Raw genomic sequence first — 16,123 nt, 5'->3', positions numbered from 1 at the left:
AGTCTTCCTTCTGCAAAAGGTATGGATGCAAATTGAAAATCAGTGGTTAATGCTCAAGTAAAAATCTTCTTTGCCTCGCATTTCTTTTTGCTCGTCCTCGGTTTTGTCTTTATAGCCGCAAAGGTGAAGAATGCCATGAGCCAAGACCCGTCTCAATTCCTGATCAAAGGTTTCCGATAGGGTGGTGGCATTGTCCGAAATGCGGGGCAAAGATACGAAAATATCACCGCTGATCGTCTTTCCTTTACTGTAATCAAAGGTGATAATATCGGTGTAATAATCGTGTTGGAGGTACGTCCTATTGACTTGCAAAAGGTAATCGTCATCGCAAAAGATATAGTTGATTTTACCGGGTTTTTTATTCTCCGAAAAAATGATGTTTTCCAACCAGCTCGTCGTATTCTCGGCAAGAGGGATTTGATCAATTGCTTCAAAAAAATAATTTATCATGAGATAGAGTTTACTTTTAGTTTAGAACCAATGCCCAAGAATAACGTTGAACATTCCTTTATTACGATTAATAGGATTACTATAATTGATTTTTATTTGTCCGAAAGGGGATTTGTAACCTAGTGTAATACCTAATGATTTATCGGTTATTTTAACGATTTGGTTGAAATTTACCTGATCGAACAAATTGGCCAAAGCGAAATGTGCGATAACGAAATAATTTTTCTTTAAGCGAAACTGAAAATTATTGGAAACCGCCAAAAGATTAGGAGAGGAGCGGTCGCCAAAATAATAACCCGGCATTTGAACAAAATTGCCTAAGCGTTGTTCAAAAATACCACCGATGCGGTAATGGTAATAATGCGAAAGATGGTCGTAGTTAGCCGTAAAACCACCAAATAGGTTAGCGTTGTATGTAAACCACGAAGCAAAAGGAAAATACATTCTTATATCGCCTTTGGCTTGTATCGGGGTAAGTTCGGAGTCGCTGTTGAATAGCTCAAGGATTTTTCCTTCGGCTTCTAAAAAAAATCCTCGCGTTGGAAAGTTTTTATCGTCTTGGGTATCGCTTTTGATAAAAAGATAAGGGTTAAAAAAATGTTTGGCTTTGGTGCCATCAACCGAAACGGTTGATTCAAAATAATTGTGGCTCATTCCGCCGCCTATTGCGTAGCGATCTTTCCATATGGAGTGGATGAATGCTTCGTTTCGGAACCATAGCCATTGTTCGGTGGATGCGCCTTTGTTGTCTCTGAGATAGAGTTTCATTCCCGAGGTATAAATGCCCAATCCCGGAATGTAGCCGTTATCCATAAAATAGTTGAAATAATACCGAGGACGGTCGCCTATGACGGCATCCAACGAAATGGTTGAGTTGCGCAGGATTAATCTTTTCGTGGTGGCATTAATGACTAGTCCGGTTTTGAATTGTTCGTCGTAGTGCAGCCCGAATTTCAGAAAAAAACGGGTGTCGTCTTCATCCACATCCAATTGGAGAATATTGCGATTGTTTTTTTGAACAATATCGTAAGAGATAAGGTGGTAATTGTTTGTGGCGTAAAGTTTGTCCACCATTTTGTTGATGGATCCGTAAGTTTGCATGGAGGGCAACTTTAAATTCATTTTTCCCAGGATGTAATTTCGTCCGAAAATATTGTTGTTTTCCACTTGCAAACTATCAATTTTATAGACGTTGGAATAAATGGGGTTAATAGGCGCGCGGAGCAGGCTTGTGGCTCTTTTTGGGAGTTTATTTAGCACTTCGACGTATTTTTCTGCTTCCGTGCGTCCTGCGGTAAGGATGCGTTCTTTATCGCCGTAGCTGGTAGCGGTAAGACCGGTTAAATCGGGATGGATGTTAATGTCGGTGTAATTGAGTTGATTTTTGGTTTCTTTTTGAATACCGAAATCAATAACCTGGTTCAGGATGGAAACCAAGGAGTTAAGTTCTTCTCGCGTGGCTAATCCTTGGCTTAGATCTACGCCGATAACGATATCGATACCTTTGTCTTTCAATGGTTTGGAAGGGTAATTAACGGTCATAGCTCCGTCGATGTAGAGGCTGTCTCCTATTTTTACCGGATCCATGAGTGAGGGAAAAGCCGAACTGGCCATGATGGCACTGATGAGATCTCCTTTCTCAAAAAGTTCCATTTTTCCGCTTTCTAAGTTTGTTGCCACGCACATGAATGGGATTGGGAGTTGGGAAAAATCCTGAATGGAAGAAACATTCTTAAAGAGTTCCTTTAGCATATAGATGTTCTTTTGTCCCGTGGAAATGGCTTTGGGAAGAACGTTGATTTTACCATTTTTTATCGGAACGGTAAGTAAGTATTTATCGGTGGTTTTATTGAAAAACGAGGTTTCTTGTCTTGTTTTTTCGTTGGCGATAAGACTATAAAAATCGGTTTCTAAAACGATTTTTTCAATATCCTTTGCGGTGTATCCCGAGGCGTAAAGTCCACCCACGATTGCTCCCATACTGGTTCCGGAGATGTAGTCGATTTTTACGCCCAAAGAATCGATGACTTTCAGCGCGCCTATATGGGCAAAACCTTTGGCACCGCCACCGGCTAAAGAAAGCCCTATTTTCGGTTTTTTTGGTGGTTTAAGGTCATTGTTTACTTGCGTAAAAAAAGACGAAAAAACAAATAAAAACGCCAAAAAAATCAATTTTTTCATAGTTGAAAACAAATAAAGCAAATGTAAACAATATTTTCGGTAGGGAGAGAAGGGGAATTCTGGTGACAGATTTTTTACTTTTTGGTTGGATTTTAACTAAAATATAGACAAAAGCGGAGGATTAATTTTTTACATAGACCCTTTTAACTCGTCTGGAAATGGAGGTTAGTACTTCGTAAGGAATGGTTTCGCAATAGGAGGCGAAGGTTTCCAAACTGGGGTTGCCGTTAAAGAGGATGACTTCGTCACCTTCATGGGCTTGTCTATCGCCGATATCCACCATCAGCATATCCATGCATACGTTTCCGACAATGGGCACCAAATGGCCGTGAAGGCCAACGTATCCTTTTTCGTTACCGATGCGTCTGGGAATGCCATCGGCGTAGCCGACGGGGATGGTGGCTATTCGGGTATCTTTTTCGGCTTTGTATCTTCGGCTGTACCCTATGGAATCGCCTTTTTTTATTTCGGAAATTTGGGAGATTACTGTTTTAAAGACTACGGCACTTTGCAGTTGCCTTTGGGTTTCGGGATCGGGTGAAATACCGACCATGCCGATGCCTATCCGTACCATGTCGAACTGGTAATCGCTGTAATTGACGATACCGGCCGAATTGAGAATGTGTCTCAGAGGGGCGTAACCGAGTTCTCGGATGAGAAAATCCGTGTTTTTTTTGAAAACGTCGAATTGTTGCAGGTTGTAGTTTTTTTCATCGGGGAGATCGGAGGAGGAGAGGTGGCTGAAGATACTGGCTACTTTCAGCTCTGACGATTTTAACTGATGGACGAGTTCTTCCAGTTCAAGAGTCTTAAAACCAAGACGGTGCATTCCGGTTTCCAATTTGATATGCACAGGGTAGTGTCCTTCGTATCCTTTGCTTTTTAGGACCGAATGAAACTGCTTCAGAACGCGGAAACTGTAGATTTCGGGTTCCAAATTATAATCGATGATGGTACCGTAGCTGTGCTGTTCGGGATTCATGACGATAATGGGCGTGGTAATCCCGTTTCGTCTTAAATCTACACCTTCGTCTGCGTAAGCAACCCCTAGATAATCAATGTGGTGATGTTGTAGAAACTCGGCTATTTCATGACCACCAAGTCCGTAAGAATAGGCTTTGACCATGGCCATCATTTTGGTTTGGGGGTTTAGGAAGGATTTATGAACCTTGAGGTTATGAAGGATGGCATTGAGGTTTACTTCCAGTACGGTGTCGTGTTTTTGGAGCTCGAGCTCGTAGGTGATTTTTTCGGTCTCGAATTTTCTTGCTCCTTTAATCAGAACGAGGCTGTTTTCGATAGAGTTAAGTATTTTACTTTCAATCAGTTGTTCTGTGGTATCAAAAGTATGGGTTTCGGTATTTAGAAACGGTTGAAATTCGGCTATTTCCTTCCCGATGAGAAGGATTTTATCAAATTGTTTTGCGTTGATTAGCCGAACGACTTCGTTGTAAAGTTCTTTTTTGTTTTTTCCTTCCACGATGTCGGTAAGGAGGAGTGTTTTTTTCGGTTTATTGTATTCTCCGACGCATTGGAGGGCGATGGAGAGGGAATCCAAATCGAGATTAAACGAATCGTTGATGATGAGATTACCGCGTACGCCGTTTACACTTTCCAGACGCATTTCCACTGCTTTTAGGGCATTGAGTTTAGACACGATTTTTTCGTTGCTGAATCCCATTGTTTTAAGGACAGCGCTTAGACACAAGGCATTGCTTAGTGTGGCTTCGTCCCTTTGTTGGGCGGGAAAGGAAAAATGCTCCGAAGAAGAAGAAAAGACTTGGATGGGTTCGGATCGGTTTTTCCAATTCGGACCAATGAAGAGGTCGTTGTGTGGCGCAAAGCCGTAAGAACATAAAGTTCGATCCGAATAGATCTTCTTTATTTTTTTGGCTACCAGAGGATTATCACCATTAAAAATAATAATTTCTGAAGAGGCAAAGAGTTTTAATTTTTCGTCAATAAGGTGTTCTTCGTCTTTGAAATGAGCCAAGTGGGCCGATCCGATATGGGTGAGTATTCCGATTCGGGGCTGAAGCACGGAATAGAGTTTTTGCATTTCGCCGGGCTGGGATATTCCGGCTTCGAAAATTCCTATTTGGTGTTTTTCGGCCGTTTGGAGTACAGAGAGGGGAAGTCCGAGCTGGGAATTGAAACTTTTGGGGCTTTTTACGGTTTTATATTCGTCCGAAAGACTTTGGTAAAGCCATTCTTTGAGGATGGTTTTACCGTTGCTTCCGGTGATGCCTATGCTAAGCAGGTTGGGAAATTGAGCGAGATGGTAGCGGGCCAGTTTTTGGAGAAAGGCGATGCTGTTTTCTGTCAAAAGCCAAGTGATTTCGGGGTTGGTGTTGGTTTGGTTTTCGCTGATAATGGTTTTCACTCCTTTATCAATGGCTGCATCAATGTATTTTTCACCCGAATTTTTTGAAGTATTAATCGCAATGAAGGCGGTTTCGTTCGGGGCGTATAAGTTTCGGCTGTCGAAGGCGATGCTTTTCACGTGAAGTTCACCATTGCCCACGAGGGTTGCTCCGGTGATGGATGCGAGTTGATTGGCTGTGTAATTCATTGTAAAAGAATGAATAATCTATTTTTTTTTGCTGAGGACTTCTTCCACGAAAATTTTACGGCTTACGGCTTCGTAGCTTTCGGTTTCGCCTAGTTCCACTAGGTTTTTTCCTTCGGTGATTCGCATGGAATAATTGGCGAGGTTGCCTGTTTTTTTACAAATGGCGTGCACTTTGGTCACGTATTCGGCAGTGGCCATAAGATAGGGCATTGGGCCGAAGGGGCGACCGAGAAAATCCATATCCAATCCTGCAATAACGACGCGTACGCCGTTGTTGGCCAATTTGTTAGCAACTTCAACGATGCCGTCATCGAAAAACTGGGCTTCGTCAATTCCGATGACTTCGCAGGTGGAGCCAAGAAGTAGGATTTCATTGGAGCTTTCCACGGGGGTGCTTCGGATTTTATTTTGATTGTGGGATACCACTTCTTCTTCATCGTAACGGGTGTCGATTTTTGGTTTGAAGATTTCGACATTTTGCCCTGCCATTTCTGCACGTCTCAGCCTTCGGATGAGTTCTTCGGTCTTTCCCGAGAACATCGATCCGCAAATAACTTCCATCCATCCGCTTTGTTTGGCGTGATTAATTGTATTTTCTAAAAACATTTGTTATTTTAGCCGTAAGTTTCAAACTTCAAAAATAAGGAAAAATTAATAAGATTGATTATGCAAAATGTTCAGGAAATTAGGCAGAAATTTTTTATGGAGTCCCGCGAAATAATTTCCGAAATGGCCCTTTTGGAGGATGTCGAGCAGCTTGTTTCCCGTAAAGAAAACATCGAACGACTATTGGAGAAGGTAAGTTTTTTGAAGTTTTTAAAGGAGCATTCGGTTCTTTTTGAGTCGGGTGTCGAACCTTATGCTTCGGTTTTGGACGATCAGGATTTGGCCGTTGCCAAAGAAGAGGTGTTGGAAAAAGTAGAGGAATCTTCGGTAGATTTTTTGGATGAAGCCGTGCCTGAAATGTTTACTTCGGAGGAGGATTTGGAAGAGGATTTTACTTCGGAAAGGGAAGATTTGGACATACAAGCCGAACCGATTCAGAGAGTGGAAAGCAATAGAGAAGTTGGGGATGCTCCGGTTCTAGAACCGGTGGAACCGACGGAAACGGAGACCGGAAGGTTTTCAGAGAATCAGGAAGAAGTTGTTGTTTCGGAATCTTTACAATCCAATGATAAAGAATTAATTAATGAATCTGAGGTAAAGTCTTACTTTAACGAGGACGCTTTAGAGAAAAGGGAAGAGCAGCCGACCCACGAGCAGAAGATACGTTTGGCTAACATTAAAGGGCTTAAGACGGTTCAATCGCTTTTCGATGAAGAATTGTTGGAGCAATTGGAAGTCTCGGAGACGAAGCAGGAAACTTCCCTATTGACTGAGGCTCCTGTGTTGCCGCAAAAGGAAAAGCAGATTTTCAAATTGGATTTGAACGACCGAATAGCCTTTACCAAAATTCTTTTCGGAGGGAGCCAGACGGAGCTTAATGAAACCATACAGGTGCTTAATCAATTTCAAACTCTGGATGAAGCGAAGGAATACCTTAGCGATATTTACTACGAACGGAATTGGAAAAAAGTGGATGAATACGCCCAAAGGCTTTGGATGTTGGTGGAGAATAAATTTTTGTAACAAGAACTCGGGGAATTTTGGGATTCCTTTTTTCTCCGATTTCGAAAAAGCGATATGATTAAAACTATTTCAGAATTTAAAACCGTTTTTTTTATCGGCATTGCGGGCGTGGGTATGAGTGCGATTGCGCAGTACCTTCGGGGGATCGGAAAGGACGTTTCGGGAAGCGATCGTTATTTCCATCCGCAGCAGTACAATAAAACGAAAGCGCAGTTGGAGGCGGAGGGCATCCGTTGTTTTGTTCAGGACGGGAGCGGTTTGACCCCTGCTGTTGATTTGGTGGTGGTTTCCACGGCGATTGAAGATACGGTGTACGAAGTTAAGAAGGCCAAGGAATTGGGGATTCCGATCATCCGTAGGAGTGAACTTTTGGCGCTGATTGCTAAGAGTAAAAAAACGATAGCGGTTGCAGGAACTTCCGGTAAATCAACAACATCGGCGATGTTATTTCAGATTTTGGTTGATGCGGGGATGGACCCCAGTATTATTTCCGGTGCGGGGCTTACGCGTTTGATTCGGCAGGGGAAAATTGGCAATGCGGCGGTCGGAAAAGGCGAGTGGTTAATTATCGAGGCGGATGAAAGTGACGGGTCGGTGGTGCTTTATGAGCCGGAAGTCGGCGTACTTTTGAATGTGGATAAAGACCATCAGGAAATTTCCGAATTGATGGGATTGTTTACCGCTTTTAAGGGGAATACGAAAAGTTTTTTTGTGGTTAACCGCTCTAATGAATTGGCTTTGAGTCTTTCAGAGGATTCGGATAACGATTTCGGTTTCGAAGCGCAAGAGGCTAATTACGATATAAAACATTTTCATCAGGATGCTTTTGCTTTGTCGTTTGAGATTTTGGGTCAACCCTTCAAGATGAAAGCAATCGGTCGGCATAGTGCCGAAAATGCGGCGGCGGCTGTGGCGGTTGCTCACCACATCGGGGTAGGGTTAGAGGTTTGTGCTGAGAGCTTGCAAGGCTACGAAGGTATTTACAGAAGGCATCAGATTTTGGGACAGAAGAATGGGGTTTGGGTGATTGACGATTATGCCCACAATCCTGCAAAATGCGCGGCTTCCATTAGGGCTTGCCAACCTTTGGCGTCGAAAGTGGTGGCTTGGTTTCAGCCGCATGGCTATGGACCGACTCGTTTTCTGAAAAATGATTTTGTGGAGGAGATTTCCAAGGTTTTGCGACCTGAGGACGAAATTTGGATGAGCGAAATTTTTTATGCAGGAGGTACGGCGGTAAAGGATATTTCGGCAAACGATTTGGTGGAAGCGATTTCGGCGGAGGGTAAGAAGGCTTATTTCGTGGAGAATAGAGAAGATCTGTTGGAAAAGATGCGTCCGCACTTGGACGGAGATACGGTTTTGTTGCTGATGGGGGCGAGGGATCCGGGATTGGAAACATTTGGTAAAACCTTGTTTGAAAATTTGTGATGAGTGGTATTCTTTATTTTGTGCCTACACCGATTGGGAATTTGGAAGATATGACTTTTCGGGCGGTTTCCACGCTCAAGGCGGTGGATTATATTCTTTGTGAAGACACCCGTACGTCGGGGGTTCTTTTGAAACATTTTGAAATAGCCAAACCCCTGAGATCGTACCATTTGCACAATGAACATCAAACAACGGAAAAGATAATCAAGGATTTGCAGCAGGGGCAGAATGTAGCATTGATTACCGATGCGGGAACGCCCGGGATTTCTGATCCGGGGTATCTTTTGGCAAAAGCGGCTTCGGACAGCGGTATCGAAATGATTTGCCTTCCTGGTGCGACGGCTTTTGTTCCGGCTTTGGTGGTTTCGGGGTTGCCTAATAATGAATTTTTATTTGTTGGATTTTTGCCTCAGAAGAAGGGTCGGCAAACCAAGCTCATGCAGTTGGCGGAAGAAAAGAAAACCATTGTGCTTTACGAAAGTCCGCACAAAATCAACACGACATTAGAGCAGATAAAAACCTTTTTTGGCGAACATACCCGGGGGAGTCTCAGTCGGGAAATATCTAAAAAATTTGAAGAAACCAAACGGGGGACAATCAATGAGTTAATAGAGTTTTCAAAAAGTAAAACTTTAAAAGGAGAGATTGTTCTCGTTATTAATAATTCGATTTAAAATAAAGTATAGCGATATGAAATTATTGGAAGGAAAAGTAGCCTTAATTACGGGCGGAACAAGAGGAATCGGCAAAGGGATTGTGGAAGTTTTTGCCTCACAAGGGGCGAAAGTGGCTTTTACTTATGCAGGCTCTGTAGAAAAAGCCAAGGCGCTTGAAAATGATTTAAGTGGAATAACGCAAATAAAAGCTTATCAGAGTGATGCTTCCGATTTTCAGGCGGCACAGCAATTGGTTGATGAGGTTCTTGCGGAATTTGGGCAGATTGATATTTTGGTTAATAATGCGGGGATTACGAGGGATAATTTGATGCTTCGTATGTCGAAAGAAGATTGGGATACGATTATCAAGGTGAATTTGGATTCGGTATTTAATTTGACCAAAGCGGTGATTAAGCCGATGATGAAAGCTAAAAGCGGTTCGATTATCAATATGACTTCGGTGGTGGGTGTGAAAGGAAATGCAGGTCAGGCCAACTATGCGGCTTCTAAGGCTGGAGTGATTGGTTTTTCGAAATCGATAGCGTTGGAATTGGGTTCCCGCAATATCCGTTGCAATGCCATTGCGCCAGGGTTTATCGAAACGGAAATGACGGCGGCTTTGGACGAAAAGACGGTTCAGGGGTGGCGCGAGGCTATTCCGTTGAAGCGTGGAGGGCAGCCTGAAGACGTTGCCAATGCCTGCGTCTTTTTAGGAAGCGATATGTCGGCGTACGTTACGGGTCAGGTGCTTAACGTGGATGGAGGAATGTTGACCTAATCTTTCGATTTTTCCTGAATAGAGATTGGAGAGGCGGCCTTGTTTGGGGCGGCCTCTTTTTATTTTCCTTGTTTGGGCTTTATGTTTCCCGAAATAAAAATGCGTTTTTGTTTCGATTTGTTTATGGGCTTTGTTTTCGGTTCTTTTGGGGAATCCATGGTTTTTGGGGATTTGTTTTTTATCTAAATCATTGTAAATTAATTATTTGTGTTTTATTTTAAATATTTTTAATTTAATTATTAAATTGATGTTTAATTAGTGGTTGTTTTGTTTATTTTAAAATTTTAATTTATTGATATTTGTTTTATTTTTTTCTTTTTATATCGATTTATTTTTAATTTTCAGGCTTGTTTTTTAATTAATTTTATTTAAATGTGTTTATATTTTAAAAAATGTTTATATATTTATCGGGTCAAAAAAATTAATATATGAATAAACTTAACTATTCGAAGAAGATCGGTGTTGCGTTATGTGCTTTTCTCGGTGTGGGGATTTTTGCTCAAACGCAGCAGGATGTTCGTGAGATTCAAAAGAAATCCAATCTTTCGGAATTGGACAAAGTCAAGAAAGAATTGCTTCGTTCCCGACCGACTCAGGCGAAGATTGAATCTTTGGCGAAAGAGTACAATCTGAAGAAGCGGTTTGAATTTGAAGGAAAGATTTATGAGTTGCAGGACGTTAATAAAAAGACGGGGCATCCGCTTTATTATGTTACGGCAAATTCCGGAGCGGCTCAAGGGACGGAAACCGATAAGTTATACGAGTCGGCAGGAATTTTCAATTTGGAAGGTCAGGATCTTACACTTTATGAGTGGGACGGGGGAGCTGTTCTTCTTACCCATCAGGAGTTGCAAGGACGTGTTGTTCAGGCGGATGGTGCAACTGTAGTGAGTGATCACGCAACCCACGTGGCCGGAACGATGATAGGAGCCGGGGTTAATGCTGCTGCTAAGGGAATGGCTTTCCGAGGCAAATTGCAGGCTAATGATTGGAATATGGATGCTACGGAGGTAACGACAGCAGCAGCAGCGGGTGCTTTGGTTTCCAATCATTCTTATGGATACAATAGCGGATTTACTTGGAACAATGCATCTGGAAATACCGGATGGCATTGGTATGGAAGTGATGAGGATACGGAGTTTAAATACTACGGAAAATACACCACTTACGACAGAGATTGGGATAGAATTGCGTATAATGCTCCTTATTACCTCTTGGTTAAGGCAGCGGGAAACCCTCGTGGGGAGGGACCTGCACCTGGAGGGCTTCATTATGTAAGGGTTTTTAATGGTACGTCTTGGGTTTGGCAGACTTCCAGCAAGACCCGTCAAGTGAACGGAGGGGAGTTTGGTTTCGATTCCATTAACCATAGTTCTTTGGGTAAAAATATCCTTACGGTGGGGGCTGTTAAAAAACTGAATCAGTACAATGGCCCTTCGGATGTAGAGATGTCTTCATTTAGTGGCTTCGGTCCTGTAGACGATGGTCGTGTGAAGCCTGACATTGTTGGGGTTGGAGTGGACGTTTATTCTTCGGTAGGTACGGGAAATGTGGCTTATGACAGCTATGATGGCACCTCCATGGCCTCGCCGAATGTATCGGGAAGTATAGGGTTATTGCAACAGCATTATAGAAATGTTAACGGCTCTTATATGAGATCTGCCACACTTAAGGCCTTGGTTCTCAACACGGCTAAGGAGGCGGGGAATATTGGTCCCGATTATGCTTATGGTTGGGGATTGCTGGATGCTTTTAAGGCGGCTCAGACTATTTCCACCCATGGGAAGCTGTCGCTGGTGGATGAACATACTTTAAATCCGGGCGAAACACAAACGATCGATCTAACGGCTGATGGCAAAGTACCGTTAAAGGCCATGATTGTTTGGACAGATCCAGCGCCCACCACATTGCCTAATGAGGCGGTGCTTAATGACCGTACGAAGACATTGGTCAACGACTTGGACATTAAGATTTTGAAAAACGGAAATGAGTTTAAGCCTTGGGTACTTGACCCCGAGCATCCTAATAATCCGGCAACCAAGGGAGATAATGTCGTGGATAATGTGGAGCAAGTGGTTATCGATACTCCTGAGGCGGGTGCGGTTTACCAATTGGTGGTTTCCCACAAGGGGGAATTGAAAGGAGATCAGGCACAGGCTTTTTCATTGGTTGTTACGGGAATTAACCAAAATTTGGCGCATGATTTGGCTTTAAATAAGATTTATACCAATCAGACGGTTGAAAACTACACCGACAGTACGCCTGTTATATTTAATTATGAAAATAAAGGGGCTGAGGTAATTAACGGAGCGAAAATCAATTACAAATTGATTAATAAAGACGATGGCAATAGCGTCGTTTCAGAAGGAACGATTGATATTGATAATTTGGCACCCGGAACAGCGGTTGATAAGGAGGTTCTAATGGACTTCAGTCGTTCGTTTGTGAATTATGAGATTATGGCCGAGGTGGCTTATGCTCAGGATGAAATTTCGGTTAATAACAGAGCGTCATTTAGAACGTTTGGTACGGTGGCTAATTTGACCGTTCCTAATAGTAAACATGGTTTTGGTTTTGAGAAGGATTTTGCGACCTACGGATGGGCATCTGAAGATGTGGATGGAGATGGAAGAACTTGGCGGAAGTATGATGATACACGCTTTTCAAGAACAGGGGCGAGTTTTGCGATCAACTGGCCTAACCAAGGGGAGGGGACGAACGACTGGCTTTTCTCCAATCCTTTGAAATTGAAGGGAGGAAAGCCTTACCGTGTGGTTTTCTTCGATCGGAAATTGCAACCTTTTGACGAAAAACTAAATGTGGCTTTCGGAACTTCGCCGAAAGCAGTCGATATGACGAAGCCGATTACTTCGGAGAGTGTGGTTGCAGGGCCTAATTACACCAAAAGGTCTTATATCTTTACGCCGGACAGTGATGGAATTTATTATGTAGGTTTCCAAAACAAGGCAGAGGCAGATCAAAAATCTTATGCATTTCTTTTGGATGATGTGTCGTTCTACTATGTGGAAGAATCGGCTCCTGCGGTGGAATTTTCAGCAAATAAAACCACTACGCACAAGTATGGCGATACGGTAACCTTTAGTCAGCAGGTTGAAGGACCTTCGGGAGTTCCTTCGACATACAAGTGGAGCTTTACGCCTTCGACGTATCAATTCGTTAACGGAACGAATGATTCTTCGGAAAATCCGCAGGTTCAATTTAGCGAAAACGGAACTTATACGGCTCGTTTGGAGGCTTCCAACTCGTTTGGATCGAATGTATTGGAGAAAGCCAACCACATTAATGTAACTAGTACGAACGCTACGGCTGCGTTTACATTGAACACATATAACATTTACAAGGGTCAGTCGGTAACGGCATCTAATACTTCGGTAGGTTATCCTGCACCAGCCTTCCAATGGACGGTGACCCCTTCGGATCAAGTAGAATTCATCAATGGTACATCGGCCACTTCGACTAATCCTCAAATTAAATTCGGAAAGGTAGGGGCCTACAAAGTTACGCTTACTTCGACCTCGCCGGTAAATTCGGTAGTGAAAACGGTGGATGTTAATGTGGAGGAAACGCATAAGCCGGTTAAGGATTTAACTTACGATTTGAATCAGGACACTAAAGAGTTGAAACTGAAATGGGTGAGGCCTCAAATGGTACCGGCTTATATCCAGGGATTTGAAGCAGGAGAAACGTTATCGTCTGTGTTAGGCAATTATGATGTGGATGGAGATAACGAAAAATGGTATGTTAATAAGGTGGCAGGAAATACCCGTTCGGGGCTTTATTCTGCAAAATCAGACTCTTGGACGATTGCAAGGCGTGCGTTCACTGCAAATAACTGGTTGGTTACAGAGAAGATTAAATCCGGAGCCGAACAGTTAAGTTTCTGGGTGAAGCATATGTTCCCTGAAAGATATTCCGTTTACCTTGTTGAAGCGAAAGCCGATGGTACAATGCCTACTAAAGAGGAGGTGCAGCAAGGAACCAAAATCTACGACTTCCCGGCCTCTGGTGAGAGAAAGGCATTCACCAATGTAATAGTGGATTTATCGGGATACAATCAAAAAGAGATGCATTTGGCTTTTGTTCATAATACGAAGAAAGAGGACAATGGGTTCTATCTGATTTTGGATGATATTGAGATAGGTTATAAAGATCCGTATTCCAATACATCCAAGGTTGCTAAGGAAGTTAGAGAACCCGAAGGACCGCAGGAATTGAGGCCGGATAATCCTAAAGAGCTGGTCTATGTTGCTCCGGAAGAGCCGGTGGTGGCTTCTGAAGGATATGTTACCACAGCGGTAAACGATTTGCCTTCTCTTATCGGTTTCGAGGTTTCTAAAGACGGTACTTTGGTTCAGGAACTGCAAGGAATTGCTAAGACGGCTTATAATGAGACGCTTCAGAATAAAGGCGTTTACCAATATGGTGTGAAAGCGGTTTATTCGGATGGTGCTCGTTCTGAGGAAGTTGTGATTACGGTGGATGCGTCAACGCTTTCCGTATCCGATGTTTCGGGATTCGGTAAAGGCTTGAAGGTTTATCCTAATCCTTCGGACGGCTTGTTCGTTGTGGAGAATGTAGGGGTAAGCGGTAAGCAGCAGTTTACGGTTTACGATATGTCGGGTAAACTAGTGGAGAGCAAGTCTTCGGATGAAGCTAAGACATCGCTGGATCTTCGTAAATACCCTAAAGGGGTTTATATTCTGAACGTTGTCGATTCTTCCAATGGAAAACAATCGGTTAAACTGATGGTTAAGTAATCTGACTTAAATCTTAACTTTAAATTTTCGGCTGCTCTTTTTAGGGCAGCCGATTTATTTTTTAAAGAGAGGAAAGGTATTCAAACTATCTGTTGTCTGAAACCAGGTAAGTTCATAATGGCTTCTAAGGGATAAATAGAGGAGGGGTTTAATCCATTCATTGAATTAATGATTTGGAAATGAGAAAATTCATTAATGTTATCTAAAGTGATTTCTTCTTCTTTTATTTTGTTGGTATTCAAAAGATGTTGACGTTGGACGCCATTCAGGAGGAAAGACGCAGGGGTGAACCAAGTTTGTTTTTTTAAAAAAATAAGGTTGGAGAAAGTAGTGTCGGTAACGGTTCCGTTTTTTACAATGATGGCTTCTTGGGCCGGGCATTGTGTTTTGATTTCGTTTAGCAGTGTCCGGTCTTCATTTTTGTAGGGGTAGGATATTTCATCGTTTACCACCAGCGCGAAATTTTTGAGATTAGGCAGAGTGTAGGGCAGAATTTGACTCTGAACGTTTCCTTGCAAGTCGTATGCGATACGCCATTTGTACAGGCCTTTTTCTAGGCAAGGCAAGGCAAGGAAAAGTTCGGTTAGGTTTAGCATTTGGGGACGGCCGAAATGCAGAAAAGTTTGGTTGACTCTTTTTTGGTGAAGGTCGAGCAGGAATACTTTTCCGTCTTTAATTTGGATGCTTTCAATAAACCGGGACATAGATTTTGTTTTTCATTTCTTCGTATTCTTCCTGAAGTTGGCTTTGATGGGTGAGTCCGCCGCCGCTTTTGAAAAAGAACCGGTTATTTTCTTTTTCGATGAATCGGATCATGACGCAGCTGTCGAGGTTTTTTCCGTCGAACCATCCGCTCACGCCGCTGTACCATCCGCGATTGTATTTTTCGGCTTCCAATACAATTTGCAGGGTTTTGGGTTTTGGCGCGCCTAAAATTGAACCAGCGGGAAGAAGGTTTCGCATGAGGCTTCCTATTTTGTTTTGGTATTCGGGCTTTATAACGCCTTTGATTTCGGAACTCATGGCGAAAAGGTTTTTCCGGTTGGTTTCCAGATAGTCTATTCTTTGAAAATCGACCACCTGCACATGGTCAGCCACCGTGCTTAAATCGTTCCGAAGAAGATCGACGACGGTGTAGTGTTCGGCTTTTTCTTTGGGATTATTTTTCAATTGCTGGGCAGCATCGGGCTTTGCGGCGTCAATGGTGCCTTTCATGGGGTGAGTAGAGATGACGTCGTTGTTTATTTCCACGAAGGTTTCGGGGGAGAAGCATACAAAACGGTCTTTATAGTAAATTTTGTATTTCGCCTTGGCGCGAAGATGGATTTCTTCGAGGGAAAGGTTCAGTTCGATCGGTGTTTTTCTCGTGTAGTTCACCAAATAGGAGTTGCCTTGTTTTAAATGATTTTGGACGATTTCGAAGCCTTTTTGGTAAGCGGCTAAATCTTCGGGAAAGGCTTTGATTTCCAGTGTTTTTTTTGATGAAGTATCTTTGGTTTTTGTGTTTGTAAAATTCGGAAAATCAATGAATAAGCCTTTTTCTTCAAGGCTGTCTTCGGGGCATACGATGCTTTGCTGCATCAAAAAATCAAACATAAAAAAGAACGGGACGCGCGCAAGGGCGAGCTGATCCATTTGTTCAAAAGCA

General features: G+C 42.8%; 11 protein-coding genes. 5 read left to right on the top strand and 6 right to left on the bottom strand.

Features of this window, described 5'->3' with window-relative positions; all coding sequences use genetic code 11:
- Positions 1–39: 39 nt before the first annotated feature.
- The 4 genes from ybeY to VQ048_RS02150 form a co-directional block, all read right to left on the bottom strand.
- Entirely contained in the window at positions 40–450 is a 411-nt protein-coding gene (gene ybeY, locus VQ048_RS02165; RefSeq protein ID WP_327610039.1) for an rRNA maturation RNase YbeY, read from the bottom strand.
- 21 nt (positions 451–471) lie between these two features.
- Complete coding sequence (locus tag VQ048_RS02160; protein ID WP_327610038.1) at positions 472–2,631, bottom strand: patatin-like phospholipase family protein; 2,160 nt, start codon at positions 2,629–2,631, stop codon at positions 472–474.
- Positions 2,632–2,752: 121 nt separating this feature from the next.
- The gene (locus VQ048_RS02155) at positions 2,753–5,203 is read right to left on the bottom strand and encodes a bifunctional UDP-N-acetylmuramoyl-tripeptide:D-alanyl-D-alanine ligase/alanine racemase (RefSeq protein ID WP_327610037.1); all 2,451 of its coding nucleotides are present in this window, start codon (positions 5,201–5,203) and stop codon (positions 2,753–2,755) included.
- A gap of 18 nt (positions 5,204–5,221) precedes the next feature.
- Entirely contained in the window at positions 5,222–5,809 is a 588-nt protein-coding gene (locus VQ048_RS02150) for a thymidine kinase (RefSeq protein ID WP_327610036.1), read from the bottom strand.
- A 60-nt stretch (positions 5,810–5,869) separates the two neighbouring features.
- On the opposite strand from VQ048_RS02150, the gene VQ048_RS02145 reads away from it, so the two are divergent.
- The 5 genes from VQ048_RS02145 to VQ048_RS02125 all read left to right on the top strand — a co-directional run bounded on the left by VQ048_RS02145 (position 5,870) and on the right by VQ048_RS02125 (position 14,475).
- Entirely contained in the window at positions 5,870–6,832 is a 963-nt protein-coding gene (locus VQ048_RS02145) for a DUF8457 domain-containing protein (RefSeq protein ID WP_327610035.1), read from the top strand.
- Between the two features lie 54 nt (positions 6,833–6,886).
- Complete coding sequence (locus VQ048_RS02140) at positions 6,887–8,263, top strand: UDP-N-acetylmuramate--L-alanine ligase (RefSeq protein WP_327610034.1); 1,377 nt, start codon at positions 6,887–6,889, stop codon at positions 8,261–8,263.
- Positions 8,263–8,937, top strand: coding sequence for a 16S rRNA (cytidine(1402)-2'-O)-methyltransferase (gene rsmI / locus VQ048_RS02135; RefSeq protein ID WP_327610033.1), 675 nt, complete (start codon positions 8,263–8,265; stop codon positions 8,935–8,937). Before VQ048_RS02140 ends, rsmI begins: the two co-directional genes overlap by 1 nt.
- A gap of 16 nt (positions 8,938–8,953) precedes the next feature.
- On the top strand, positions 8,954–9,697 hold the full coding sequence (gene fabG / locus VQ048_RS02130; protein ID WP_327610032.1) for a 3-oxoacyl-[acyl-carrier-protein] reductase: 744 nt from the start codon (positions 8,954–8,956) through the stop codon (positions 9,695–9,697).
- Positions 9,698–10,125: 428 nt separating this feature from the next.
- Complete coding sequence (locus tag VQ048_RS02125) at positions 10,126–14,475, top strand: S8 family serine peptidase (RefSeq protein ID WP_327610031.1); 4,350 nt, start codon at positions 10,126–10,128, stop codon at positions 14,473–14,475.
- Between the two features lie 80 nt (positions 14,476–14,555).
- On the opposite strand, the gene VQ048_RS02120 is transcribed toward VQ048_RS02125, so the two are convergent.
- Both VQ048_RS02120 and VQ048_RS02115 read right to left on the bottom strand, forming a co-directional pair.
- A complete protein-coding gene (locus tag VQ048_RS02120; RefSeq protein WP_327610030.1) occupies positions 14,556–15,179 on the bottom strand; it encodes an aminotransferase class IV in 624 nt (207 codons plus the stop codon).
- On the bottom strand, positions 15,163–16,110 hold the full coding sequence (locus VQ048_RS02115) for an aminodeoxychorismate synthase component I (protein ID WP_327610150.1): 948 nt from the start codon (positions 16,108–16,110) through the stop codon (positions 15,163–15,165). The genes VQ048_RS02120 and VQ048_RS02115 overlap by 17 nt, the downstream gene beginning before the upstream one ends.
- Between the last annotated feature and the right edge of the window lie 13 nt (positions 16,111–16,123).

The organism is Bergeyella anatis (assembly GCF_036016955.1).
GTDB lineage: Bacteria > Bacteroidota > Bacteroidia > Flavobacteriales > Weeksellaceae > JAYWXI01.
The sequence above is the reverse complement of the archived record's forward strand: the minus strand, read 5'-3'. Positions and strand labels throughout refer to the sequence as shown.